Genomic DNA, 25,836 nt, shown 5'->3' on the forward strand with positions numbered 1-25,836 from the left:
AGACGGGGAGCGCCTTTTATCTTAGCTAGGGGAGAGGGCGCCGATGAAACGATTTGATCCTATTCAGATGGGTGTGGACTATTACCCGGAACATTGGGAAGAATCCATGTGGGAACCGGATATCAGTTTAATGAAGGAAACAGGTGTTAAGGTAGTTCGAGTCGCCGAGTTTGCATGGAGCCGGTTAGAGCCTACGGAGGGGAATTACCAGTTTGAGTGGCTGGATCGCGCGCTGGATCTTTTTCACAAATATGAACTGCAAGTTGTGATCGGTACGCCGACTGCTACACCTCCTAGATGGTTAACTACGAAATTTCCGGACGTGCTGCCAGTGTTTGCGAACGGAGATATATTCCACCCAGGGGTACGCGGACATCGCTGTTATAACAGTGCATCTTTACGTGAATACGGAAGCCGTATTACCCAGCGTCTTGCTGAGCACTATAGTGAACACCCGGCCGTTATAGGCTGGCAGACTGACAATGAATTCGGTATGTTAGATTGTCATTGTGACGCTTGCAATATAGCGTTTCTCACTTGGGTAAAAGCCAAATATGGCAGCCTTGATCGGGTGAATGTAGAGTGGGGAACGGTTGTGTGGAGTGGAGTATACAGCGATTGGAATGAGCTTACGGTTCCACTGGGCGGATCGCCACATCAGAATCCATCGTTTCTGCTAGATTATCAGCGGTTTCAGTGGGATTCGGTGGTAGCATTCCAGAAGACGCAGATTGATATTTTGCGGTCTGTTTGTCCGCAGCATTTTATCACTCATAACTTTCACAGCTATCCGCAGCGTCTAGATATGTACGCAGTCGGTGCTGATCTGGATATCGCTGCATTTGACTATTATCCGAATACTTCACCAACCAAGCAAGCGACAACACCATATAGCGGAGCACTTTCGTTAGACGTAACCCGAGGGATTAAACGTCAAAACTTCTGGATCATGGAGCAGCTAAGCGGCTCACCAGGTTGTTGGATGCCGATGTGGAGAACGCCGTATCCTGGGATGCTTCGTGCTTATGCGTGGCAGACGATAGCCAGAGGCGCAGATACTGTCGTTCATTTCCGTTGGCGTAGTGCAGCCGCAGGTGCAGAGCAATTCTGGCATGGACTGATTGATCACAGTAATGTCCCAGGACGCAGATTTGCAGAGTTCACTCAGCTATGCCATGAAGTGAATACACTTGGGGAAAGGCTGACTGGAACGACATTAAAGCATGAAGTGGCGATTCTACATTCTCATGAAGAGAAAGCCGCACTGGATATTCAGCCTCAAGCTGAGGGATTTGATTATTATGAGAATATTAAACAGATCCATCGTGCAGTGACAAAGCTTGGCTTGGGCTGCGATGTGATTGACCTCAGACAACCACTGGATGGATATAAAGTAGTGATCGCACCAAATTTATACTTGCTGGATGAGGAGATCGTACGTAGTTTGGAGGATTTTGCACTAGCTGGCGGCACCTTGCTCATTACCAACCGAAGTGGCGTGAAAACTACAAATAACATCGCAGTCATGCAGCCACTGCCGGGACTACTGAGCTATTGCACAGGGGTTGAAGTACTGGAGTATGATCCGATTGGTGCTGAAACCCATAAGGTTGTTGATGCTGAGGGGAACCAATATGAATGCACGCAGTGGTGCGACATCCTGAGACCAGTTGTGGCGTGGCCGATTGCTTGGTATAGCGATGATTTCTATAGTGGAACACCGGCTGTAACCGTTAATGCTTTTGGGAAGGGTCAGGTTTATTATTTTGGAACGCATATGGAAGAGCGCTTCTGGTCAGTGTTGTTGGAGCGCCTTTCTAAACAGCAGGGGCTGTTTAGATTTGAGGGACTGCCGGATGGAGTACAGGCCTCTGTGCGTTCGGGAGATCAAGGCAGCTTCTTATTCTTGCTTAACTTGAGCCGGGAGTCTGTGACAGTCACCTTGCCACAAGAGTATAGCAGTCTGCTCGATCACTCGATTTGTTCAGGAGAGCTGCAGCTTGAGCCATATGGTGTAGAAATTCTGGAGATGTGAAAGGATTCTTAGTAACCGTTGATGGGGAGGGCGTTCTTATCTCCTTCGACCTATGATTGAATCCTTTGGGATTGTGAATGGGATTGCACTCTGTGCAATAGAATTCCTTTTTGGGTGGGGGAATTTGAGATCTGTTGCACATTGTGCAATCAGATTGGTGGAAAGCCTCCATTTTAATGGATTTCACAAGATTCTAATGCACGAAGTACAACAGAACGCTCGAAATGAGATGGAAAAGTGCATTCTAATGTATGAAGTGCAATTGAATGTGCTCCTTGGGTCGGAGGAGCTGTCGAGGCAAGTTAGTTGGTGTGGTGCAGCATGTTACGCTGGAGTGGTAGGCGAGTGGAATGGTGCAGAATGTTACGCTGAGCAAATGGCGAGTTGGTGCGGTGCGGAATAGCTGTACTTTCTACACTTATTTAAAGTTCTCGGGCTATGAAATGGATTTAGTTGTATTTAGTGCAGCTATAATGCGAAGTATCGCGGTTCTCAGCCAAATGCTGAGAATATAACTGCACAGAATACACTTATATGGATATTTTCTGCTGAACAGGCTGATTTAAGTGTACTAAATGCAGTTACTCTGACGCACATGCCCATACTAATGAGAACCACACAGCGATGAGCTCTGTCATACGCAATCTTATGTAGCATTTCACTACGCAGGAGGCGATTAAGCTATACACCATAGAGTATTAGTGAAGTCGTCTAAACTGCTCCGGTGTAGTCCCTGACTGTTTGCGAAAGGTGGCAACATAATGGCTAACATCACGGAAGCCTACTCTCTGCGAGATGATTTTTACAGTAAGATCCGGCTGGCTTACGAGCATTTCTTTGCTTTTACGGATACGTAGCCGTACGAAATAGGCATAAGGAGATAGCCCGAAGGTCTGTATGAATAGATTGTTGAGATATCGTCCTGAGACGCCGAGCTGATCGGCTAGATCGTTAAGTCCGAGATCAGGATCACCATAATGACTGTCCATCCATTTCAGTAGCGGCTGCAGCTTATCTACATTGCGGGATATTGTTGTGTTGTTATGTAGTTGCCCATATTTGCTTAAAGTAAGCAGAAAGCGATAAGCATTTGTGGAGGCAGTCAGACCAAACATATCCTGTGAGGCATCATACTGATCAAGGATTTCTCTTAGCAGCTTGGAGAGAGGCGCCTCTTTTTCCCAGCGGTAAAAAGAATTCATATTCATCCCCAGCGTCTCCAAAATAGAACCTGCAGAGCTGCCTCCGAACGTTAGATAAGAGGTGCTCCAGTTAGCAGCAGAAGCTTCATAGCGATGTGGAGTATAGGGGAGAAGTAATACACCACTGCCTGCGGGGAGGGAGAAGCTTTCATTCTCAAAATGAATCACCCCTTCACCAGACGCCGTTTGGAGCCAATGATAGGTTTCGTAGCCATCTAAGCGAGATACTTTTTCCTGTTGATGATTGTGACCGATGCTGTCTAATGTGATAGGTAGATGCTGTCCACCCTCATGGGGGAACACAATTCTACGATGCACGATTCCCTTCAATGAATCCATCTCCTCTTAGTTCCATATTCTTATATGACGGGAAGATTATTTTATATTTATAGCGTCAGGTTAACCGATTACAATATATATATAATTATACAATAAAGGATGTGCGAAGTGTGATTAACGATAAATTACCTAAGATTTGGTACGGTGGAGATTACAATCCAGAGCAATGGGATGCGCCTGTATGGGCAGAGGATGAGCGTATGTTTAAGCTGGCAGGAATTGATGTTGCCACAATTAATGTATTTTCCTGGGCGCTGATTCAACCTTCCGAAGACACTTATGATTTCTCATCACTAGATGAATTAATGGATAGACTATATAAAAATGGTACTTACGTATGTCTGGCAACAGGTACAGGAGCGCACCCAGCTTGGATGGCTCATCGTTATCCTGAAGTTACTCGTGTTGATGTGAAGGGTAGAAAACGCAAGTTCGGTGGACGTCATAACTCGAATCCAAACAGTCCGGTTTACCGCAAGTTTGCAGCGAAGCTGGCAGGAAAGCTGGCTGAACGTTATAAGGATCATCCGGCGCTGGTAGCTTGGCACGTTTCGAATGAGTTCAGTAACTACGATTATTCTGATTTATCTGAAGCGGCGTTCCGTGTCTGGTTAAAGGATCGTTACGGCTCTCTGGATGCATTAAACAAAGCGTGGAATACACGTTTTTGGGGACATACGTTTTATGATTGGGAAGAAATTGTACTGCCTAGTGAGCTAAGTGAAGAATGGGATGGTAACCGTACCAACTTCCAAGGCATTTCCTTAGACTTCCGTAGATTTATGTCGCATAGCTTGCTGGAATGCTACAAAATTGAGAGTGATGCGATTAAGGAGCACAGTCCTAACGTACCTGTTACCACTAACTTGATGGGCTTTTATGATGAACTGGACTATTTTGAGTGGGCTAAACATATGGACGTCATTTCTTGGGACAACTATCCTTCACTCGATACACCAGTCAGCTTTACAGCCATGGCGCATGATCTCATGCGTGGATTGAAGAATGGACAACCTTTCATGCTGATGGAGCAAACGCCAAGCCAGCAGAACTGGCAACCCTATAACTCTCTGAAACGTCCAGGGGTTATGCGCTTATGGAGTTATCAGGCTGTTGCGCGTGGTGCAGACACTGTTCTGTTCTTCCAACTGCGTCGTTCAATTGGTGCATGTGAGAAGTATCATGGAGCTGTTATTGAGCATGTGGGACATGAGCATACGCGTGTATTCCGTGAATGCGCTGAGCTAGGTAAAGAGCTGGGACAGCTTGGAGATCAACTATTGGATGCGCGTAGTGCAGCTAAAGTAGGGATTATTTATGACTGGGAAAACCGCTGGGCTATCAACCTTTCAAGTGGACCATCCGTAGCTTTGGATTATGTGAATGAGATTCATAAATATTATGATGCACTCTACCAACAAAATATCGAAGCCGATATGATCGGTGTAGAAGAGAATCTGTTCAAATATGAGATTGTTATCGCACCTGTGATGTATATGGTTAAGCCGGGTTTTGCTGAGAAGGTTGAAGCTTTTGTAAAAGCAGGCGGTACATTCATTACGACTTATTTCAGCGGGATTGTTAATGAGAACGACCTCGTAACCGTAGGTGGCTACCCTGGGGAACTGCGCAACGTACTCGGGATCTGGGCAGAGGAAATTGATGCACTGCTGCCAGGGATGAGCAATGAGATTGTGATGGACAAAGCGTGGCGCAATTTGAGTGGTTCTTACAAATGTGATCTGCTCTGCGATCTGATTCATGCCGAAGGCGCTGAGGTTTTGGCAGAGTACGGATCTGATTTCTATAAAGGGATGCCAGCCTTGACTGTGAATAACTTTGGTGAGGGTAAAGCGTATTACGTGGCTACCAGCCCAGAAGCGGGATTCTTGAAAGGATTCTTAGCCAATCTGTGTGCCGACAAGAACATTCAGCCGCTAGTAACTGCACCGGAAGGTATCGAATCTGTGCAACGTGTGAAGGAAGGCGTATCCTACCTATTCTTGCTGAACCACACCACTGGTGATTTGAGTGCGGATATTGGTGCTACTGAGCGTACGGATCTTCTGACTGGCAATAAGGTTAGCGGTTCTGCTGTTGTGCCAGCCCGTGGAGTATTGATTTTGTCGGATAAGAACTAATTCGTAGTATAAAAAAAGATCTCCGGGGACCAGCTTGTCCCCGGAGATCTTTTTTTGTTATGCAGCATTTCATTAGCTGCTGCTGCTCGTGCTGTCATCTGGAGTAGCTCCACCCGGATTGCCACTACTTAATGTAATGCTCTCCGCCACGGTGGAATCTGATTTAAGTGTGTATTGGATAATATCATCCGCCTTTAGTTCTGCTAAGGTGATTGCATTTTCTTGACGCGTGCCATTGTCGAAGGTAACCGCTACGATTTTAGTATCCGCATCAATCGTAATGTCTGTGGTTTCATCGGAGAAGCTTTGCTGCATTCTACCTCCCTGTGGCCCGCCGCCTTGTCCGCCACCTTCCGGCATTTCCCCTTGTGGCTTCCCACCCTCGGGCGCAGCGCCGTTTCCTGTATTTTGATCGCCATCAGGTTTTTCCGGTGGGGTACCGCCTTGACTGTTCTGCCCGTCCCCTTCTCCAGCACCTTGTCGGGGCATAGACATGTCCGATTTATAGAGGGTAAGGGTAGTATCGCTTACACTCTTAATCTTACCGAAATTCATGGACATATTGGGTCTGCCATTTTGTTGATTGCCGTTTGCTTGTGGTTGTTTGGCTGCTGAACCCCTGTCTGCTTGGTTATTTGCAGCAGCTGTTCCTTCGGCCTCCGAATTCGCGCTGCAGCCAGCCAATAATAGAGAAGCGAGTAGGCCTCCAGATATTAGAATAGGGACGAACTTTCTCATTTTTTATTCCTCCTTAGTAGGTTAAAGATAGATTAGGAGAAATATAACAAACAGTTCTGAAAGTTTGCTTAATTTCCGCTGAGAGTTTGCCTAAAGAAATGAAATATGCAAATGTTATATAATGAACAAATATGTGGAGCTTTATAGCCCACTAGGTTGCACTTTGTACAATAGATTCTCCTGAAATGAGGGGGGATAAGAATTCTATTGCACTTTGTACACTTAAAGAAGAGAAAAGCACCTATTTTAACGGATTTCTCCGAAATCTATTGCACGAAGTACAATGGAATGATTTTATAGGAGCCAAAGGTAGCATTCTGTTGCACAATCTGCAATGAGACGACCAGGAAAGAGGCAGCACATGAAGACTTTACTAGTAACGGGGTATCGTGCGCACGAGCTCGGTATTTTTGACAATAAGCATCTAGGGATTCCTTATATCAAAAAGGCACTAGCTAACCGATTAAAACCTTTGATTGAAGAAGGCGTGGAATGGGTGATTACGCCCGGCCAGTATGGTGTGGATCTGTGGGCATGCGAAGTGGTAAGCGAACTTAAGCTGCAATATCCGGACTTAAAGCTTGGGATCATTACAGCGCATACCGGACAGGAAGAGAAGTGGAAAGAAGAGAAGCAGAACGAGTATCGGCGTATTATTGCGGGTGCGGATTTCTTCGGGGCGGTCAGTAATGCCCCTTATGACGGTAGTTGGCAGTTTCGGGCCAGAGATGATCTGCTGTTCCGCAAAAGTGACGGAATACTGCTCTTTTATGATGAGGATGCGGCGGAGGGGAGTCCGAAGTTTTTTAAAGAGCGGGCGTTGAAGCTGCATGCTGAAGGGGAATATGAGTTGTTTCTAATTCACTCCGATGAAATTCAGAATATTGCCGATGAAGAGAATCAACGTGACTACGAGTAAGTATATGTAGATTTTGGAAAAGTAAAGGCCCGTAAACAGTGAATGAGAACATCACCGTTTATGGGCCTTTTAATATAAGAAGAGATTAGATAAAACTCTTTAGCGAGGGTGCTTTTCGCACCTTGTAATTTTGTTCATAAGCATAGGCGAGCTTGATGAGTGTGGGCTCTTGATAAGCTTTCGCAGAGAAAGTCACACCGAAAGGGGCGCCGGCTGATGTATAACCGGAAGGCACAACGATAGACGGATATCCCGCTCTGGAGGTAATTCTGGCGCCGAAATCGGCGGGGAACAGCAGGGCATCCAGATTGTATTCCTTCATAGTAGCGTCGATTCCATCTTCCTTGCACAGCTTCAGGTCAGTCACGCGGTTTCGTAAATACTTGGATTCGGTTTGTGTGCCGGAAGAGGTATATTCCGCATCTATTAATGTAGCTTGACCATATCTCAAAGTCTCCACAGGATGCGCATGGTTAAAATCAATAATATCCTTTAAGGTTCGCATTGGTGCGCCAGGTCCCAAATGAGATAAATAAGCATTCAGTGCTGTTTTGAATTCGTTTAAGACTACCGAAGAATAACTAATTTCCCGAGCGGTCTTTATATCCGCAGGATCAATGATGGTCGCTCCGAGCTCTCTCATCCTGTCTACGGAAGCGTTGAATAGTGCAAGTTGTTCTTCTGTTAGCTCCTCGAAATAATAATCACGCGGGATACCTATTCGGGCACCTTGCAAGCCTTTCTCGTCGAGGAATACAGTGTAATCCTCATGGATTTTACCTATATTCGTTCCCATGGCGGCATCATGATTATCGTTGCCCAGCATGGCATTTAACAGCAGAACAGCATCACGAACCGTTCTGGCCATAGGGCCCGCAGTGTCCTGCGTGTTGGAGAGCGGAAGAATTCCCGAACGACTGAGCAGTCCAACGGTTGGCTTAATGCCAATAATAGAGCCCAAATTGCCGGGGTTAAGGATCGATCCGGAGGTTTCTGTACCGACAGAGACTGTACAGAAGTTACAGGCTACAGCAACCGCTGATCCACTACTGGAGCCGCCAGTTGGTGTAGATATATTGTAGGGGTTAAGGACTTGCCCGCCACGGGAGCTGTAACCGGAGGGCATGCCGGTGGTCATAAAATTGGCGAATTCGGTCATATTGGCTTTACCCATAATAATCGCTCCGGCTTCACGCAGTTTGGTAACGATGAACGCATCTTTCCCGGCAAAAGAATTCGCCAAAGCCAGCGAACCCGCACTAGTATGCATTTTGTCCCCAGTATTGATGTTATCCTTCAATAACACAGGGATGCCATGCAGAGGACCTCGGGAGCCTTTGATCGCACGTTCCACATCCAGAGATTCTGCGATAAACAATGCATCCGGATTGATCTCTAGCACAGAGTTAATCGTTAAGCCATTTTTGTCATGATCAGCTATGCGTTCATAATACATGAGAACTAGTTGTTTTGACGTGATTTCTCCGGATTCTAATGCAGCTTGGATCTCGGGTACAGTGGCTTCTACGAGTTCGAAACTCATGTGCGTTCACGCTTCTTTCCCTATAGGATATAGCTTCTCCTTCATCTAACCATAATTTGGGTTTGATGGGTAGTGTTATATTGAGGCGTGAGATAAATAGATTTTTATTCAAAGAGCTTTCATGCTCCCAATTGAAAAGAGGTGCCCGAATCGCCAGATAAAATGGCCTTTGGACACCTCTTTTTATTTTTTGATAAGAGTCATTATTACCCCTGTGCTTTAAATCCCTCTTCCGCTAAATATTCTTTAGCTTCCTCAAGGGTCTCAAAGGCCATTTCTAGATTAAGGTCGGCATAGACGTACCATAAATCATCCTCAAGTTTTAGAGTCAGCGTATGGCCCTCATCATTAGTCCAGAATGAGTCGGTTGCTGCCGCAGCCTTTTTCTTTCTTTTGCTGGCTACAGGGGCATCCGGAATGTAAATAGACAGTGAGGTGATGGTGGCATCCAGCAGACTCCGCAGCTCGGATTCCGAGTAGTCGCGAATGTTCACAAGGCCCTTATCATCTGCCTCATAGCCCCGCAATAAGCCTGCGAACACATAACCATTCCCATTAGGATGCAGATGGTAAGCAACGGTTTTCTTATCATGCTGGCTTTCCTCGTAGTGATAGTTCACGCGCCCAAGGGATACGTTTTTACGTTCCAATTGGGGGTAAGAGTCGAGAATCGCTAATTTTTGTTCAAAAGTAAGCATATACAGCCTCCGGTTTTCGGTGTGATTGTGCACATGATTATACCATGACGATGGCCCGCAGACTATTTTTTAGTGATCAAGCGGCAGAGTCAGCACGAAGGTACAGCCTTCCTCGGAGTGCTCCTCAAGCACAAGGCTCCCGTTCATGGCTTCTGCCAGCAGACGGCTGAAGGTTAAGCCGAGTCCCAGACCACGTAGTGTGCTTTGTTTGTCGCTACCTCGGAAAAAAGCCTCGAAGACATACTCACTATGATTTGATGAGATGCCCAGCCCGTTATCCTGAATACGAATCTCCGCCATGTCATGACCTTGCTGTTCAAGCACCTCTACTGTAAGCTGTACCATTCGGTCTGGGGCCTTGGCTTGTACACTGTTATTAAGTAAATTGACGATGATTTGTTGGATACGTAGCGGGTCCCCACGCAAAAATAAGGGAGTTCTTGGCATATGGAGCACAGGCTCCGCAACTTCATACGCTTGTGTCAGCTTCCATTGATACACGATTTCGGATAACAGTGGTACGGCATCCAGTCGATCGTGACGGACTGAAACGATTCCTGCAGTCAGTGCGTTGTAATCCAGAAGATCGGCAACCATCCGTTGCAATCGTCCAGCTTCCTGCAAAGCAATATCTAGAAATTCCACAGCTTCATCGTCTTCGACAACCCCTTCACGAACGGCATGGATTAGGCCTTTAATAGAGGTTACTGGTGTCTTTAGTTCATGGGATACACCGGCTAACATAACCGCACGGGACTGCTCAAATTGTTGTAACTTGCCTGCCATCTCTTCAAAAGACAACATCAGTTCATGGATTTCCCGTTCTTTGGCCTCCTTATCCAGAACGATATCATAACGGCCATGGCTGATTTGAGCGGCTGCTTTGGCTACCTTCTGGATCGGTTTTGCCAGTTTACGAGACAAGAGGTAAATGGTTAGCCAACTTAATATAATTAGAAATAGCAACAGAATGGAGAAAAAAATGATCTCCTCCTGCGGAATATGCCTCAGCGATTTCTTGGATTGAAGCACAATCACCTGTCCCAGCGTTTCCCCATCCGATTTTATGGGCGCTACTGCAGCTTTGAACTCCGGACTGCGAGAGTCGTCAAGGCTATCATTAAGTTTATGCCTCATCTCATCTTCAGTTAGAGGCGGCATTGAGAACAGCATCTGATCTTGCTGATCTGTAATGATTACACACATTTCTACGGTTAACTTGAAGAATCGTTTTCGGTCTTCAATGAGCCTTCCAAGATTTTGGCTGATCTCTATTGAACCCTCACGATTTACGCTCCGGTCGGCAATCTCCTGTGCTAATAATCCAGTAGTCTGCATCCGGTTACTCATAGCTTCTTGTTGGATCCACCAGAACGTCGTTAGTGCAGTTAGCAGGAGACCAACACTAATGATGAGCAGGTAACGAATCGTCCAATAGGAGAGAATCGAAGTTCGTTTGGGGCTGCTTTTCTTTAGGTTGTCCATAATTGATATCCTGTCCCTCTCAGGGTACGGATTTCCCCCTCATCTACTGGCCAATGCGACAGCGCTTGGCGAAGTCTTTTGATAGACAAGTCCACGGCTCGGTCACTTCCCTCGTAATCCATCTCCCAGACATGTTCTATTAATTGCTCGCGGGTACAGATTTGATTAGGTCTTTCAGCCAGAAATAACATGACTGACATATCACGTGGGCTAAGACTCAGCTCAACTCCATTTAAAAATACAGCTCGTGCAGTAAAGTCGATAAACAAACTGCCATAATGCCGTTTGCGGCTGCCATCGGACCACTGCGAAGGACGGCGTAACACAGCATTCACGCGTGCCACCACTTCCTCAGGAATAAAGGGCTTAGACATATAATCATCCGCACCACCGTCGAGTCCGGCTAGTCGGTCATGGATCCCGTCCCTTGCGGTGAGCATGATTACGGGACAGCTGCTTTTTTCACGAATCAGCTTTAGCAGTTCAAAGCCGTCCATGTTTGGCAGCATGATGTCGAGTAATACTAATGAGGGAGGAGTTATAGCAAAAGACTCCAGTGCAGCGTGTCCTTCGGCTACACGGGTGACATGGAAGCCTGCTTTTTTCAGATAGGCACTGAGGACCCTGGAGATAGCTTCCTCATCTTCAACAATTAGAATGGATCTCATCCTGTGGTGGTCCTCCAATCTATAAAATTACGACAAGTTTAACACATCATTGCTCGCTCTGCTCTGACTTCTTCCCGACATATTGCTTTGTTAGAATGAGGGACGAGCTTGAAAATATACAGAATATTTTGAATATTGGAGGGAACAGGATGAAGAGAAAAAGAATAGCCTTGATCGCGGCCGGAGTCATCATCGTAGGAGTAGTCACAGGCTATACATTGCTGGATAAATCGCTGGGCAATAATGTACAGATCGAGTCCGTGATTCCAGGGCAAGCCACAACAGCCGGTAATGGAGAAAGCACGGCTAACACTGGAGCACCAGTAGGTATGGCAGTCACAGCCGATCAATTAAACGGTGATTGGACGGTTACGGATGCTTCTAAGGTATATTGGTCAGTAACCACCTCTAAAGAAACAGTAAACTTCGTGGATAACAAAGTTCAAGGTACCTGGAAAGTTAATATAGAAGATACTACTTCGATGGTTGGAGAAGGGATAGTAGATATGAGCGCTCTGGACTCTGGCAATGGTCAAAGAGATGAGCATGTAAAAGGGGAAGACTTTCTAGCCGTTACGGAATTTCCACAATCTAAGTTTGTCGTGAAATCATTCTCGGAGCTGCCAACGGAATGGACCGAAGGAGCAACTGTACCGGTTGAAATGCAAGGAACGCTTACAGTGAAGGGTGTGGATAAGGACGTTACTTTCCAGTCTCAAGCAGCGTACAGTGGTGGACAGCTGATGCTGTCGGGTACAGCGACAGTGGCCTTTTCTGATTTTGGCTTAAGCAATCCACACACCGTTGTACTGGATACGGAGAACAATCTTGAGGTTCGATTAGAGCTTGTGTTGAAGAAATAGCATCAGTCTTGTTGCAGTGAATTTATAGAGCAACTGTACGGAAGAGACTTTCCCGGGCCTAATAGCTTTTGGGAGAGTCTCTTTGGTTTGGAATGAAATGTATGTTTTAATAGAAGTATCTGTCTAATAAATAGCAATAAAGGAGGTGTTCCTTGTGATCCAGGTGGCGGCAGCGATTATACATAATGAAGAAGGACAGATTCTTATTGCTCGGCGCAGGCAAGGTAAATCTCAGGCAGGTCTTTGGGAATTTCCTGGCGGTAAAATAGAGCAGGATGAAAGCATCGCAGATTGTCTGCAAAGAGAGCTTCAGGAGGAGATGGGGATAATAATCCTTCCCTATGAAAGCTTTGGCGTGAACGAGCACAACTATGGAAGTGTCGAGATCAGACTGTTTGCTTGGAAAGCCCGATATCTGGGAGGTGTAATTGAACTTGTCGATCACGATGAATATAGGTGGGTGTTTCCAACTGCACTCGGTCCGTTCACGTTTGCTCCTGCAGATATTCCTTTTGTAGAACGGCTAATGGTGGGGTCAGATCAAGTGTGAAGTCAGTCTGAACATCAAGTAGAAAGGAAGAACATAAGTGCCCGTATATGAAAAGCTAGTGCGTGACGGAATCCCCAACCTGATAGCTTCTCAAGGTAAAGACTTTAAAACAAGGATATTAGATTCCAAAGAATACATAACTGAACTACGTAAGAAATTGAAAGAAGAGTCGGAGGAGTGTTTTCGGGCAGTGAGTAATGAAGAAGCGCTAGAGGAGCTTGCCGACATGCTGGAAGTAATTCAAGCGCTGGCGGAGACCCATGGAAGTAATAGCGCAGAGCTGGAGGAGCTTCGTGCTGAGAAAGCTGAACGTCGTGGCGGATTTAAGGAGCAGATATTTTTGATTGATGTGGAAAGAGAATAACTAGAGATTATTGTTCCGTATAAGGAGGTTATTAAAGTTGTCCAAAACCAAACTGATGATGATCTTAAGCGGTGTGGTAGCCTTGATTCCTATTGCTATTTATTTATTCCTATATTCCAAAATGCCTGATAGGGTTCCGATCCATTACGATGGGAATATGGCTGATAGATTTGTAAGCAAGTCTAGTCTGGAGGTTATTTTGCAAAGCGGGCTTGGATGTTTGGGGTTTATAATCATGAAACTCCTGCAGTTCCTTTTGCAAAAAGCGTTTATTCAGAGCTCTAACGAGCATTCAGCGGCTCTGAGCAGGAGCTGGAATATTGCTATTTTGGTAGTGACGGTGGTGTTCGCCGGCATCAGTTCCTATACATTTATTAGAATGGTCTGATAGAATTAAAGAGACTTAGCAGAAGGATTAGGAGGAACATGCAAATGAAAATGGATAACGCTTACAAGATAAGATGGGGAATTCTCAGTACAGGCTGGATTGCCCATCAGTTTGTTACTGATTTATCTCATGCCAGCAATGGCGTGGCATATGCCGTGGGTTCGCGTTCACAGGAAAGTGCAGATAAATTCGCGAGGGATCATGGAGTACCACATGCTTATGCTACCTATGAGGAATTGGTAAATGACCCGAATGTAGACGCTGTATATATTGGAACGCCACATCCTTTTCACAAAGAAAATGCATTATTGGCGCTACGTGCAGGTAAAGCTGTTCTATGTGAGAAGCCTTTTACCGTGAATAGCGGAGAATTGGAAGAAGTGGTGGCCTATGCTAGAGATCATAAGCTGTTCCTGATGGAGGCCATGTGGAGTCGTTACATCCCGGCGATGGTGAAGGTTAGAGAATGGATCGCCGAGGGCAGAATCGGTGATGTTCGTTTGGTGAAGGCAGACTTAGGATTTCGCACCGACTGGAATCCGGAAAGCAGATTGCTGAATCCGAAGCTGGGGGGAGGCGCGCTGCTGGATGTTGGGATTTATCCGGTTTCTTTTGCCTCGATGGTGTTTGGACCTCATCCTGAATCTATGTCCAGTACGGTGCATATTGGCGAGACTGGAGTGGACGAGCATTTCTCCATGCTGCTGAATTATGGCAATGGAAAAACCGCTTCGTTGAACGGTGGTATTCGTCTTAATACGCTGGAGGAAGCACATGTGTTTGGAACAGAGGGACGTATAATTGTTGAAGGGACGTTAGTGAACCCGAAATCGGCTTCGCTCTATATAGGGGATGAGAAGGTAGAGAGCTTTGTGGATGATCGAGCTTCTATTGGATATTGTTTTGAAGCAGAGGAAGTAGGACGTTGTTTACAAGCAGGGCTAACTGAAAGTCCAGTCATGTCATTGGATGAATCGTTAGCGATTCTGAAACTGCTGGATCAAATACGTGCGCAGTGGGGTCTTAAGTATCCTGGAGAGTAAATAAAATAAACAACACCCCTCGGAGCTACTAAGGTAGCTCCGAGGGGTGTTTGCTATATCGAACGATAGGTGGAAGTCTAGTTCTGACTATTGTCGTTTTTATTTTTGCCTGCTTGGACCCAGCCGGCCACTTCAACCGTGCGCTTGGCTTGATGAAAAACAGCATCACGGATCCGATCCTGCTCTTCGATCATTTTACCGTCCCCATCTACACTGACGCTTGTTCCGTACGGGTTGCCTCCTGCACCGAATGTGACGGGATCTGTGTAACCAGGTGCAGCGACAATCGCTCCCCAGTGATACATCGATGTGTAGAGTGCCAAGATCGTAGCTTCCTGTCCGCCGTGCGGATTCTGTGCTGAGCTCATGGCGCTGACGACTTTGTTTACCGTGAGTCCTTTGCCCCAAATCCCTCCGGTTGTATCAATGAACTGCTTCATTTGAGAAGCAATGTTACCATAACGGGTTGGAGAACTGAAAATAATCGCATCGGCCTCCACAATATCATCAGGTGTTGCAACGGGGATATCTTTTGTCTTCTCAGCCAAGGCCTTCATGGCCGGATTGGCCGCAATTTTATCCTCGGGAACCAGCTCCTGCACCTTCAGCAGTTTTACCTCAGCTCCCGCTTTCTCGGCGCTTTCCGCGGCCCATTGTGCTAGCTGGTAGTTAGTTCCTGTGGCACTGTAATAGATGACAGCTAATTTAATTTTTGACATGCTAGGTCATTCCCTTCGAGTGTAGTTCCATACTATTAATTACCCCATTGATGCTTTTATAACCCAAATCGATAATTCTGCTCTAACTGGACAGACAGATGTCCACTTCCCTTGTGTATACTGAACTCAATTACAGGAAATGAGGGAGAATAATGAATACTTATTTTGTACAAAAACCGAAAATGACATTGGCTGGGGTTAGCATACGTACGACAAATGAAGTGGAAATGGGTCCCGACGGGGGCTTATCGAGGCTCTGGGAAACGTATTTTCAGAGTAATATTGCGGGGCAGATGGATACGGTTAAGCCTGAGTACATCTATGCCTTGTATACAGATTATGAGAGTGATGCGTCGGGTGCATATACCGTTGTGATCGGGCATGAAGTCGCTGGGGAGAGACATTTAGCGGATAGCGGGATCGTGAGTTCGGCTGTTCCGGAGAGCAAGTATATGGTTTTTACGACGAAAAAAGGTCCGGTATTTGAAGTAGTCTCGCAAGCATGGGGGGAGATTTGGGCGTATTTTAAGGCGTCTACAGAGGTAAGAACCTATACGGGTGATTTTGAAATTTACGATTCGCGGAATTTTGATCCTGCCAACACGCAGGTTGAGATTTATATTGCGATTGAGTAGATCGGGTGAAAGATATTTTAGCTAAAAGAAATGTTTCGTGGGGATTTGGGGGCTGCCGGGAGGCAGTTCCTTTTTTCGGTGATGAGTTTAATACCTTGGGTGAGGGTGAAGGGTTACTCAACGGTAGAAACGAATATATATCAATAGAAGGAATGCGTAACGAATGAGAAAAAGAACGGTAAAAATCCCGTACATTGGCTGGTTTCGAACGAAGTAGCTGGTTGAGTTAATAGGTTCGATGGAGCGTGACAGTCCCATCAAACGAATCACACATAAACCAAAAGAAACGGAGAACATCAAATGGGAAAACAATTCACGGCTATATTACCTGCACATCAGGAGTTTATTCAGCAGCAGCATCTTTTTTTCGTAGGGTCAGCGCCACTTTCTGAAGAGGGGCATGTTAACCTTTCACCTAAGGGTCATGATTGCTTGCGGATTTTGTCTCCTAATCAGGTGGCTTATCTCGATATGACCGGTAGTGGCAATGAGACAAGCGCTCATCTGCTGGAAAACGGAAGAGTGACGGTTATGTTTTGTGCCTTTGAAGGACCGCCGAACATTCTGAGACTGTATGGAACAGGGGCAGTAATCCTGCCTGGTTCATCAGAATGGGAAACGCTGTACCCTATGTTTACATCTCTGCCTGGAGCTAGACAGATCATTTTAATTGATGTTCATAAAGTACAGACTTCCTGCGGATTTTCGGTCCCATTTATGAGTTATGATGGTGAGCGGGACACGTTACAACGTTGGTCTATCCAAAAGGGCGAAGCAGGTCTGAAAGAATATAGACAAGAGAAGAATACTACAAGTATAGACGGGCTACCGACACCCCTTGGACAAAAAAACTGAGCGGATATGGTGATCCTAGATTCATGTATATATAAAATTTCTCATTCGTCACGACGAGCGTTCCCACAATTCAACTAAGCAGTTAACCCATATATTCTACTGTGCAAAACTCATACTACCCACGGATTCCACCACAAACACAGGCACATACTGCTCTCCCATGTCCGTTCCAACAAGCTGATAACCGTTCTGATATTGACCACTAACTAACGCGTTACCTGTAACGGAACCCAAGTCTCCTTGAAGAAAAATATAAATTCCATTGGAGTATGCAAGCATATTGCCGAAGTTATCAGCGACGATTTCACAGTGAAAAGAGACCTTTTCAAAAGGATGAAGCGCTACATCGGAAGCTGAAATTACCGCATACTCCTGAACAATCTCAGCAAATTGATAGCTGGCATCTACTTTGCGATAACGCGCTGTCTGTCCAATGACACCGTCTCCGAGATCCGCGTTAGATACGAGTATGGAATCATCGGACTGCAGTTCGTAGCTATCTCCAGACATAGAAAACAACTGTGAAATACCATCTTTTTTCATTTCATATGCTGTAAAAAGGGTACGTCCACCTTCGATCTCAGATTCAGCCAGAATCACGGGTGCACTAGAACCTGAAGAGGCAGCAAGCTGGTCATTAAAAGTTAGACTGCGCAGACTCTCGAATTTTGGTAAACTATTTCCAGTTAAAGTAATGACACTTTCGTCGCTATTCATTGCTGCATAATAGAGGACACCATTGCTATCCGTTCCAGCCACAATGACCTTCTTATCGTGTAGTCCCTTGCTGGAGATGACGTTCCCATATCTGCCTTGTTCCTCACCGCCCGGGAGTAGGCGCACAGGTTCAGCAATATTCCAAGCCAATCTTGTAGCGGCAAGGATTGAAGAAGTATCCTCTAGCGGAGCAAGATCACTGTATAGCTGAATAGCTTCAGCATATTGGCCTTTGCTGGCCATGCGCTTGGCATTTTTAAGTAGTTTAGCTTTACTGGTATCTACTAAGGTTAGTACTTTGGATGAGGTGATCCCTGCTGATCCTGCAAAATGACGATAGGCAACAGCATGCCCAGCAAAAGCGGTGATTTTATCGCTCTCTAGGTCTTTGTTCAGGATGATTTTTCCGCTACTTTCTGCCTGCCCAAGTACCCATGGCGCTTCGTAACTATGCTGGCTGTAAGCATTCATCATGGAGAGGGTGCTCTCCAGCATGCCTGTAAAGTTTCCTGTGCCTGCTAAGGCTTTTAGTTTAGCTGTATCATGACTTTTGAACTTGGAGGTTAGCAACTCCTCCTTGGATGCAGCGCTTCCGTAATAAGCATCGGGAATCTGCAACAGATTCCATTTAGGAGTATCTTCTCCACTCTTGTTTCCATCTTGGCTCTGAGCAAGTTCAGTAAGAAACTGCTCCTTAAATTCTCGGAAGTAGGTTGTGAACTGGTCAGAAATGCCTGAATCGGTCGATAACTGGCGATAATAGGATTCATAAGGACCACCGGGCTTCATATATGTAGCTTTTAAGCTGAGGAGGGTATCATAACTTTTCATAAATCCGGTGAAATCTTTCGTCGCAGCTTGTGCTTTAGCGGATGATACCAAGGCATTCAAACCTTGGCGGATGGCCGTGATTGGTGACAGCTCATCAAGTCGCTTCGCAACCTTTTCTTCCATATAAAATATGGAATGGTTTGCCGCCGCTAGGCGATACTGATTCTCTGCACTTATCAGATCGCCAGCAGCATAGAGACGGTCGGCTTCCTTGGTTATTTGTATTTTGTCGGCGATGAGAAAAACCTTCTGTCCAAGCATCACAAACATGCTTATACACAAAATGATCATAAAGTTTCGCAGGGTTATTAATGGTTTGAACGTCATATAGAGTAGCCTCTTTTTTCAAAATATAAGAAAGCATAGTTTCACATCATTCTTTATCCTTATATTTCACCGAGAAACAATTGCCATCAATAAGATGCCAATCCCGTTTCTTCTTGAAATATAAGAAAGCATAGTTTCACATTATTCTTTATCCTTATATTTCTACGAGAAACAATTGCCATCTATAACGGATGCCAATGTCATTTCTACTTGAAATATAAGAAAGCCCTATTGAACTTCCGGGTCCCAGCGGTATTTGGCTTCACGAATGTCCGCTACTCTTTGGTCCAAGCCATTCCACGGTTCATGGGGATTCGCAGCAATGAGTTTGGATAACCGCATAAAGCGGTCTTTAGGCAGATCTTGCACGTATCGGCCGATCATACTGGAGTAGAGCAGGGCATAACGCTTCATTCTTACTGCAGCTCCGGTAACTCCCGTAAGGATGGTCATACCATTATTCATATGACGAATTTCTACTTCATAGTTCTTTACGTATCGTAGTGTACGATCTTTGATCAGATCAGGACGGACTTTAGCGATCTCGCCGATATATTCGGCTAGTAGCGGTTCGAAATCCTTAAGAAGAAGCTGCTCCAGTTCTAAATCCATATCCTTGCGAAGCAAAAAACCATGCAGCAAGGCGATACGTTGTCGTGCGATCCGGTCACCACGAAGCAGGATGGAGAGTTCGCGCAGCTTCTCGTAGGCAAGAACATCGTCCTCACGGAGTATGGAGACAGCCTCCTGGCGGTTGATCTCCAGTCCCTCTTTGATGATGCCAATTCCTCGGCCGAGCAGCTCGTTAAGAGAACGAAGATTCTCGTTCTGCCGTGCTTTTCGCTGCGTATAGTACAATAGTCCAGCGAGGAGAATTCCTCCGGCACCACATAACATCATCTGCTCTATGCTATTTCCAAAATAGACGGAGGCTAGTGTAAGCAGTAAGATGAATAGGAGGCGCGTATGCATTTTTCTTCCTGCAATGGATACAGCTTGCTTCTCTACCGTAATAAGTGAGTCTTTACCGCATTTGGAGCATCGATCTTCACCGAGAGCGGTGTATTGTCCGCAGTGGCGACAAATACGAAGCTTGTCATAAGCGTAACGAGGAGCCTTGAAAGGGCGAAAGGTAACAGGTCTTTTCTTATTCACGGCCTTTATCGCCTCCGTTCAATGCGGCCAGTAGGCGGTCGTTAATATCATCTCGAGTTAGTGGTTTACGTTGGCGTGCAGCATAGATGGAAATTTGAATTACGACAATTAGGAACGTAATCCCAAGAATGACGTATGAAATCATGGAACAGTCCTTTCTCATAGACGCCTCGCAGTATGGATGGCTCATAGAATGATCACTCTATGCATCATTGCTACTTTGGTCCGGCGGTCCTAAAGTTGAAGTTTACAAGGTTTAATTATATCATAATGGCATACTATTTACAGATTTTAGCGATAGTGCTGAAGCTGTCATATGTGCCTAATATAACACAAGAGGAGCCCTATTTATGCTTCGTAAATATCAAAGTAACAGAACAACTAAGACACTTATTCAACGTATCTTCCCGGCATTACTGCTGGCGCTATGTCTTGCTGCCTCACCATTTGCAGCTGTTCAGGCCTATGCGGCAACATCGGCGCAATCTCACATTGATGCAGTGCTTCTTATCGATGTAAGTAACTCCATGAAGACTAGTGACAAGAACAAAGTCGCGAGCGAAGCGATGAAAATGTTCATAGATATGCTATCTACTCAAGGTGATAAAGTAGGTATTGTTGCCTATACCGACAAAGTGCAGCGGGAGAAGGCCCTGCTGGAAATTAATTCAGAGGCAGATAAACAGGATTTGAAGGATTTTATTGATGGACTGGACCGTGGAGCTTATACCGACATTGCTGTCGGTGTAGAAGAAGCTGTGAAGGTGCTCCAGAATGGTAGCGATCCGAATCATGAGCCAATCATTGTAATGCTAGCTGATGGCAATAATGATTTCAACAAAACAACAGGCCGGACGCAAAGCGAATCGGATAAAGAACTGAACGCCGCTGTGGAGGTCGCCAAGAAGAATGGCTATCCCATTTATACGATTGGGCTTAATGCCGACGGCAAGCTGAATAAACAGAAACTCGCTGATCTGTCCACTGAGACAGGTGGTAAAGCATTTTCGACGGACTCCGCAGATGATCTTCCGCAAATACTTAGTGAAATTTTTGCTAGCCATCTGAAGCTAAAGGTAGTACCAGTGCAGTCGATCACTGCAAATGGGGATTATCAGGATGTGACCGTCAACGTGCCTAACGGCAGTGTTTTGGAAGCCAATATCTCAATTATGTCGTCACAGCCTGTGACCGCGAAGCTAACTGATCCTGCAGGAAATGCTGTCGCCATCCCGTCCAAGGATGTTGTGCTGTCGAAGTCTTCTACTTATAGCTTGATCAAGCTGTTGTCACCGCAAGAAGGAGATTGGAAGCTTCAGGTCAAAGGTGTGCCAAAGGATAAAATTGATATTAATCTAGTTTTTAACTACGATTTGGAGCTTAAGATCGATGCTTTGCCATCAGCAACCTATAAAAAAGGTGATAAAATTGATATTACCTCTCACCTGTTCAGCAATGGTACTCAGGTAACGCTCAGTAATTTGTATCAAGATATGAAGGCGGTACTGCTTGCTACAGATATCGATACAGGTGATGTACAGGAAATCGAACTGGATAACTCCGGGGATGTTTTTAAGGGTACATTTGAGGTAAAAGAGAGCCATGACTATGAGCTGAAGGTTCGTGCAGAGGAAAGTAGTTTCTATCGTGAAAGTGCTCCTGTGAAGATCAGCGCGAAGTCAGGTGGCGCAGCTACTACTAGTCCATCAACAGGGACTGGCAAAGAAGAACCTCTGAAAGAAGCATCGTCTAATACCTTGTATTACATTATTGGTGGTATTCTTCTGGTGTTGGCAGCCGCTGCGGCATGGTATGTGCTGAATAAGAAATCGGCACGTGGTTTTGTTGGACAGCTGGTAATTGAGGTTAAAGACGGCAACACGGGTGAGAAGACCTACCCACAATATAAGAAACTTGCTGGCTTCAGAGGCAAGTTCACCCTTCATCAGCTGCTGCAATTAGCGCCTGAGCTGAAGGAAAGCGAGAGCATTATTTTCACACCAGCTAAGAATGACCGATTGCTGTTACGCAGTGGAGAAGGTGTTACTGTAGAGAGATCCGGACGTGCTGCGGATGCCTCGCGTGGTCTTGAGCTGAAGAGTGGTGACCGCGTTTCAGTGTCCCTGCACACGGTAGATAAGACGATTTATCTCGAATATTTAGTATAGAAGTGGTTTTGCAAGAAATCTGAAGTACAGCTTCCGCAAAACTTTTAGGAGGATAAAGCATATGAAACCAGTAGTAAGAGAGCATATACAGCAATTGGATGTATCACTAGGCGGCGGGATTGTCAGTGATAAGATCAGGGTGGATACGATTGATAATCCGATCCTGATTATTGGACTAGGCGGCACGGGCATTGATGCCCTGCTGCGACTTAAATATCAGATTAACCGCCGCTTTAAGCTGCCGGAAGATCCGATATCCAAGAAGAAGCGGGACAAGCCGGATAATGTGGAGTTTTTAGCCTTTGAGACGAATGAACAGGATCGCGGGAAGAAATACAAAGGGATTGGACTTGATCCACAGAATGAATTTGTATTGCTGGCGAATGCTGAAATCGGCGGATTGCTGCAGAACCGCAGTATCCTTGATTCGTACATCACGGATTGGCTGTCACCGGAGCTGAGCATCACAGATGGTATGAACGGTGCCGCTGGTGTGCGGCAGGCTGGACGCCTGCTCTTGTTCACCAAGATTAATCAGGTGGTAGGGGCGATTGATAAGAAGATCAAGACCTTATCTGTTGGCACGAACAAAAAGCTGATGGTCTTCCTTTTGACAGGTTTGTCAGGGGGGACAGGTAGTGGAGCGTTCCTTGATATTGCCTATATCGTACGCGGTATTATTGAACGTGATTATGGATCAGCCGGTATTGACCGTGTGAACACACTGGGTTATCTTTTTACACCGGACGTGAACCTGTCTAATAAAAGTCTAAGTGAGCATACGCGTGAATATATTCGCAAGAACGGTTATGCGGCGCTAAAAGAGCTGGATTACTGGATGAATGTGGACAGTCGCGGGGAGCGATTCCAGCAGCAATACGGTAATATTTTGACGGTGAATTCACCGCTGCCTCCGTTTAATCTATGCCATTTAATCTCTGCAACGAATACCGAAGGTAAGCTGCTTGAGAATGCGTATGATTACTGTATGAACGTAACGGCTGAGAACATCACGAACTTTATGGCAAGTGAAGAAAAGCAATCGGGTGAAGAATTCGCCATCCATGATTATATCAGTAATATCCGCACTAATATTGCGCAGATGAACAAGACTTATCCAGCTAACTATGAATACAACATTATCGGTGCCTCGTCTGCCGTGCTTCCGATTGAGGAAATGACGACTTATCTGGCCTTCCGCTTGTTTGATAAAATGGAAAAAATGTTCCAGCAGGCGCCTGGTCAAGAGGATGTTGAGAAATTCGCACGCAAGCTGGGGATAGATCTCGACAGCATGATTAAAACCTTTGAATCCCGTGTACCTGAGCCATTACCAGGTTTCGAAAATAGCGAACGCCTGAATCATGCCAATGTAGTTAAGAATCAAGTGGTAAGCATGGATACAGAGCTGGAGCAGAACTTCCTGGCTCGTGCCCGAGAAGAATATATCAAATCGAAAAAGCAGCTGCCTGGCGAAATTGTCGGACGTTTCAGTGAAGAGCTGGAGCGCATCTTCCTGCACCCAGAGCAAGGTCCGTTCTACGTTTCCCGCCTGCTGTACACCGAGAAGGGCTTCTGTATTTTGAAGCTGATTCAGTCTTATATTGAGGCTTTACGTGAAAGCTTGCTGCGTCTGCCACGGGATATTGAGACGGCACAGGACAGTGCGGATGAGAAGCTGAGCGATGCTCGCAGTGCTTTTGTATCCAAAGAGAAGAAGAAAAATGCCTATATTGAGGCTAAAATCAATGAATATTGGCTCCATGCCGATGTAGAACGCACGGAACAAATGATTCAATTTTACGAGGACTTATATGAACTCTTAAATGAAGAGAATAGCCGGATTTACGGTGTGTTTACGGAAATTCTTAGTGCGCTTAGCTCGATTTTTGCCAAGAATGGGGACATCCTTATCAATGGTGAAGAGCAAGCAGATTATAAAGGCAACAAAACTTATTATTGGAACATTGTTAACGTGCCGGATATTTCGGCGACGATCTCCAAAATCATGGATCAGAAGGACGGCGACGACCTGATTCGCGACTTCACCCGTGAAATGCTGAAACATTCCGGACGCTGGGTTAAGGAACAGGAGATTGATATCGTTCGCTCGATTTCGGATTTCCTTAGCGATAAGTTCGGGGATCTGATCACCCGTTCGATGGAAGATTTCCTTGTGATGAAATTCGGCCATGAAGAGCCGCTGGATAAGTTCGTAGAGCGGATTATTGCCGGTAAATTGGACGAAGAGGCTGTGCCTACCTTCCACCTTAGCAACAGCTCGGGCAGCTTGCATTTCCCATCATGGGGTTTCGTTTCCGTACCTGTTAAAGCGCCTGGCATCCTGAAAGGGATTCGTAATTATCAGAATAATGCGCTTGGCAAATCACAATTTACAATCAAAGAAAGCCAAGTGAAAAACCGTATTTTCTGGCTTAACACACGTAACGGTGTGCCACTCTTCGTCTACACGCCGCTGCGGGTGTTTGAAGAGAACTATGAGCGGACCATTCTCGATAAGGAAGGGATCGGCCGCCATCTGGTGATGACGGATAAGAACAACTGGACGTATCTCCCTTCTCCGATTCCGGAAAAATCATGGGGTGACACTTACGTCAATTCTCGTGTACGTGATTATAACGCACGTGTGCGTGCAGACTTTGCAAAGGCGTTGGCAAGCGGAGTGATCATCGAAAAAGGTGTAGACGAGAACACAAGCAACAGATACTCTGTTGTGTTTACGAAACCATTTGATATGGATGCTCTATTGAGTGGATTTGATATGCAGTTAAATTCTTCGCGTCCGAATCTCGGAGAAGTGAAGAAGGCGGCTGATGAACTAAAGAATCTGCGCGAGAAGGGCTTGGAGCGCGAAGGCATTAAAGATATTTTTGGCAGCATCAATAAAGAAATGGCACAGGAGAATCTAATTCGTTCACCACAGCTGATTTCTCGTGTTCGTATTGAGCTAGCTAAATATGCTGAGCTGACTGCAAAAGCAACGGAGCTTGAAGGGCTGCTCCATCAATATCTGGACGAAGACAAGTGGATGGACCAATTCATCGAAGCGTTGTACACGGACAGCATTATCAAGAAAGGCGCACTCTACGTTTATGACCGTGATGAAGAAGAGGAAGCTTGGGAGCCGTTTGCCAACTTGATGAAAGAACGTAGCTACGTGGAATATGCCGTGTACCGTCATTTCCGGGAGCTGGATGAGAAGAGCCGCAGCGTTCTGCTGCGTAAGGCAGCTCGCCGTGCGAGTGAAATGACTGCCGCTGAAGACGTAACCCCATTGCTCTATAAGCTGGAAGGTCTTTATGTATCCTTCCTTGAAGCACGCGACAGCTTGGAGTATGAACGGGTAGAGTATGAGAGCGGCGATGAGATGTATAGTTTCTACAAGAGTATGACTAGCAAACTCGGCAGCATCCGCAGAAAGTTGAAATAGGC

General features: G+C 45.8%; 23 protein-coding genes. 13 read left to right on the plus strand and 10 right to left on the minus strand.

Translation table 11 applies throughout. The features are described from left to right. Positions 1–43 precede the first annotated feature (43 nt). Both ACN6KS_RS04505 and ACN6KS_RS04510 read left to right on the plus strand, forming a co-directional pair. Positions 44–2,035, plus strand: a complete 1,992-nt coding sequence (locus ACN6KS_RS04505; RefSeq protein WP_440961456.1) for a beta-galactosidase — start codon at positions 44–46, stop codon at positions 2,033–2,035. A 124-nt stretch (positions 2,036–2,159) separates the two neighbouring features. Further along, positions 2,160–2,438, plus strand: coding sequence for a hypothetical protein (locus ACN6KS_RS04510; RefSeq protein WP_440961457.1), 279 nt, complete (start codon positions 2,160–2,162; stop codon positions 2,436–2,438). Positions 2,439–2,733: 295 nt separating this feature from the next. Here ACN6KS_RS04510 and ACN6KS_RS04515 read toward each other — a convergent pair whose 3' ends face one another. Continuing rightward, on the minus strand, positions 2,734–3,567 hold the full coding sequence (locus ACN6KS_RS04515) for an AraC family transcriptional regulator (RefSeq protein WP_440961458.1): 834 nt from the start codon (positions 3,565–3,567) through the stop codon (positions 2,734–2,736). Between the two features lie 119 nt (positions 3,568–3,686). Between ACN6KS_RS04515 and ACN6KS_RS04520 the strand changes: the two genes are divergently transcribed. Further along, complete coding sequence (locus ACN6KS_RS04520; protein WP_440961459.1) at positions 3,687–5,717, plus strand: beta-galactosidase; 2,031 nt, start codon at positions 3,687–3,689, stop codon at positions 5,715–5,717. A 72-nt stretch (positions 5,718–5,789) separates the two neighbouring features. Here ACN6KS_RS04520 and ACN6KS_RS04525 read toward each other — a convergent pair whose 3' ends face one another. After that, positions 5,790–6,455: a hypothetical protein gene (locus ACN6KS_RS04525; protein ID WP_440961460.1), complete on the minus strand. Its 666-nt coding sequence runs from the start codon at positions 6,453–6,455 to the stop codon at positions 5,790–5,792. A 361-nt stretch (positions 6,456–6,816) separates the two neighbouring features. Between ACN6KS_RS04525 and ACN6KS_RS04530 the strand changes: the two genes are divergently transcribed. Beyond that, positions 6,817–7,374, plus strand: coding sequence for a DUF1273 domain-containing protein (locus tag ACN6KS_RS04530; protein WP_042185074.1), 558 nt, complete (start codon positions 6,817–6,819; stop codon positions 7,372–7,374). A gap of 85 nt (positions 7,375–7,459) precedes the next feature. On the opposite strand, the gene ACN6KS_RS04535 is transcribed toward ACN6KS_RS04530, so the two are convergent. From ACN6KS_RS04535 to ACN6KS_RS04550, 4 genes are all read right to left on the minus strand, one after another. Then, complete coding sequence (locus ACN6KS_RS04535; protein ID WP_440961461.1) at positions 7,460–8,917, minus strand: amidase family protein; 1,458 nt, start codon at positions 8,915–8,917, stop codon at positions 7,460–7,462. A gap of 206 nt (positions 8,918–9,123) precedes the next feature. After that, complete coding sequence (locus tag ACN6KS_RS04540) at positions 9,124–9,615, minus strand: hypothetical protein (RefSeq protein WP_440961462.1); 492 nt, start codon at positions 9,613–9,615, stop codon at positions 9,124–9,126. A gap of 69 nt (positions 9,616–9,684) precedes the next feature. Further along, positions 9,685–11,100, minus strand: a complete 1,416-nt coding sequence (locus tag ACN6KS_RS04545) for an ATP-binding protein (RefSeq protein ID WP_440961463.1) — start codon at positions 11,098–11,100, stop codon at positions 9,685–9,687. After that, positions 11,088–11,768 (minus strand): response regulator transcription factor, encoded by a 681-nt coding sequence (locus ACN6KS_RS04550; protein ID WP_440961464.1) that lies wholly within the window; start codon positions 11,766–11,768, stop codon positions 11,088–11,090. Before ACN6KS_RS04550 ends, ACN6KS_RS04545 begins: the two co-directional genes overlap by 13 nt. Before the next feature lie 149 nt (positions 11,769–11,917). On the opposite strand from ACN6KS_RS04550, the gene ACN6KS_RS04555 reads away from it, so the two are divergent. The 5 genes from ACN6KS_RS04555 (at position 11,918) to ACN6KS_RS04575 (ending at position 14,976) form a co-directional block, all read left to right on the plus strand. After that, entirely contained in the window at positions 11,918–12,631 is a 714-nt protein-coding gene (locus tag ACN6KS_RS04555) for a YceI family protein (protein WP_440961465.1), read from the plus strand. A 154-nt stretch (positions 12,632–12,785) separates the two neighbouring features. Continuing rightward, positions 12,786–13,181, plus strand: a complete 396-nt coding sequence (gene mutT / locus ACN6KS_RS04560; RefSeq protein ID WP_094870789.1) for an 8-oxo-dGTP diphosphatase MutT — start codon at positions 12,786–12,788, stop codon at positions 13,179–13,181. A 37-nt stretch (positions 13,182–13,218) separates the two neighbouring features. Continuing rightward, positions 13,219–13,545 (plus strand): nucleoside triphosphate pyrophosphohydrolase, encoded by a 327-nt coding sequence (locus tag ACN6KS_RS04565; protein ID WP_440961466.1) that lies wholly within the window; start codon positions 13,219–13,221, stop codon positions 13,543–13,545. 37 nt (positions 13,546–13,582) lie between these two features. Continuing rightward, on the plus strand, positions 13,583–13,933 hold the full coding sequence (locus ACN6KS_RS04570) for a DUF1648 domain-containing protein (RefSeq protein ID WP_094870792.1): 351 nt from the start codon (positions 13,583–13,585) through the stop codon (positions 13,931–13,933). A 44-nt stretch (positions 13,934–13,977) separates the two neighbouring features. Beyond that, the gene (locus ACN6KS_RS04575) at positions 13,978–14,976 is read left to right on the plus strand and encodes a Gfo/Idh/MocA family protein (RefSeq protein WP_373455807.1); all 999 of its coding nucleotides are present in this window, start codon (positions 13,978–13,980) and stop codon (positions 14,974–14,976) included. Between the two features lie 77 nt (positions 14,977–15,053). Here ACN6KS_RS04575 and wrbA read toward each other — a convergent pair whose 3' ends face one another. Further along, entirely contained in the window at positions 15,054–15,695 is a 642-nt protein-coding gene (wrbA, locus tag ACN6KS_RS04580) for an NAD(P)H:quinone oxidoreductase type IV (RefSeq protein ID WP_094875457.1), read from the minus strand. Between the two features lie 152 nt (positions 15,696–15,847). Between wrbA and ACN6KS_RS04585 the strand changes: the two genes are divergently transcribed. Both ACN6KS_RS04585 and ACN6KS_RS04590 read left to right on the plus strand, forming a co-directional pair. Next, positions 15,848–16,330, plus strand: a complete 483-nt coding sequence (locus ACN6KS_RS04585; RefSeq protein ID WP_341133808.1) for a GyrI-like domain-containing protein — start codon at positions 15,848–15,850, stop codon at positions 16,328–16,330. A gap of 300 nt (positions 16,331–16,630) precedes the next feature. Further along, the gene (locus tag ACN6KS_RS04590) at positions 16,631–17,185 is read left to right on the plus strand and encodes a pyridoxamine 5'-phosphate oxidase family protein (RefSeq protein ID WP_094870798.1); all 555 of its coding nucleotides are present in this window, start codon (positions 16,631–16,633) and stop codon (positions 17,183–17,185) included. 96 nt (positions 17,186–17,281) lie between these two features. Here the strand turns inward: ACN6KS_RS04590 and ACN6KS_RS04595 are convergent, their stop codons facing one another. The 3 genes from ACN6KS_RS04595 to ACN6KS_RS04605 all read right to left on the minus strand — a co-directional run bounded on the left by ACN6KS_RS04595 (position 17,282) and on the right by ACN6KS_RS04605 (position 20,378). After that, a complete protein-coding gene (locus ACN6KS_RS04595; RefSeq protein ID WP_440961467.1) occupies positions 17,282–19,060 on the minus strand; it encodes a hypothetical protein in 1,779 nt (592 codons plus the stop codon). Between the two features lie 228 nt (positions 19,061–19,288). Further along, positions 19,289–20,215 (minus strand): hypothetical protein, encoded by a 927-nt coding sequence (locus ACN6KS_RS04600; RefSeq protein WP_440961468.1) that lies wholly within the window; start codon positions 20,213–20,215, stop codon positions 19,289–19,291. Then, a complete protein-coding gene (locus ACN6KS_RS04605; RefSeq protein ID WP_156113055.1) occupies positions 20,208–20,378 on the minus strand; it encodes a hypothetical protein in 171 nt (56 codons plus the stop codon). Before ACN6KS_RS04605 ends, ACN6KS_RS04600 begins: the two co-directional genes overlap by 8 nt. A 187-nt stretch (positions 20,379–20,565) precedes the next feature. Here ACN6KS_RS04605 and ACN6KS_RS04610 point away from each other — a divergent pair, with 187 nt between their 5' ends. Next, on the plus strand, positions 20,566–22,383 hold the full coding sequence (locus tag ACN6KS_RS04610) for a vWA domain-containing protein (RefSeq protein ID WP_094871502.1): 1,818 nt from the start codon (positions 20,566–20,568) through the stop codon (positions 22,381–22,383). Between the two features lie 61 nt (positions 22,384–22,444). Continuing rightward, on the plus strand, positions 22,445–25,834 hold the full coding sequence (locus ACN6KS_RS04615; RefSeq protein WP_094871503.1) for a tubulin-like doman-containing protein: 3,390 nt from the start codon (positions 22,445–22,447) through the stop codon (positions 25,832–25,834). Positions 25,835–25,836: the final 2 nt, after the last annotated feature.

The organism is Paenibacillus nitricinens (genome assembly GCF_052056485.1).
Lineage (GTDB): Bacteria > Bacillota > Bacilli > Paenibacillales > Paenibacillaceae > Paenibacillus_AQ > Paenibacillus_AQ nitricinens.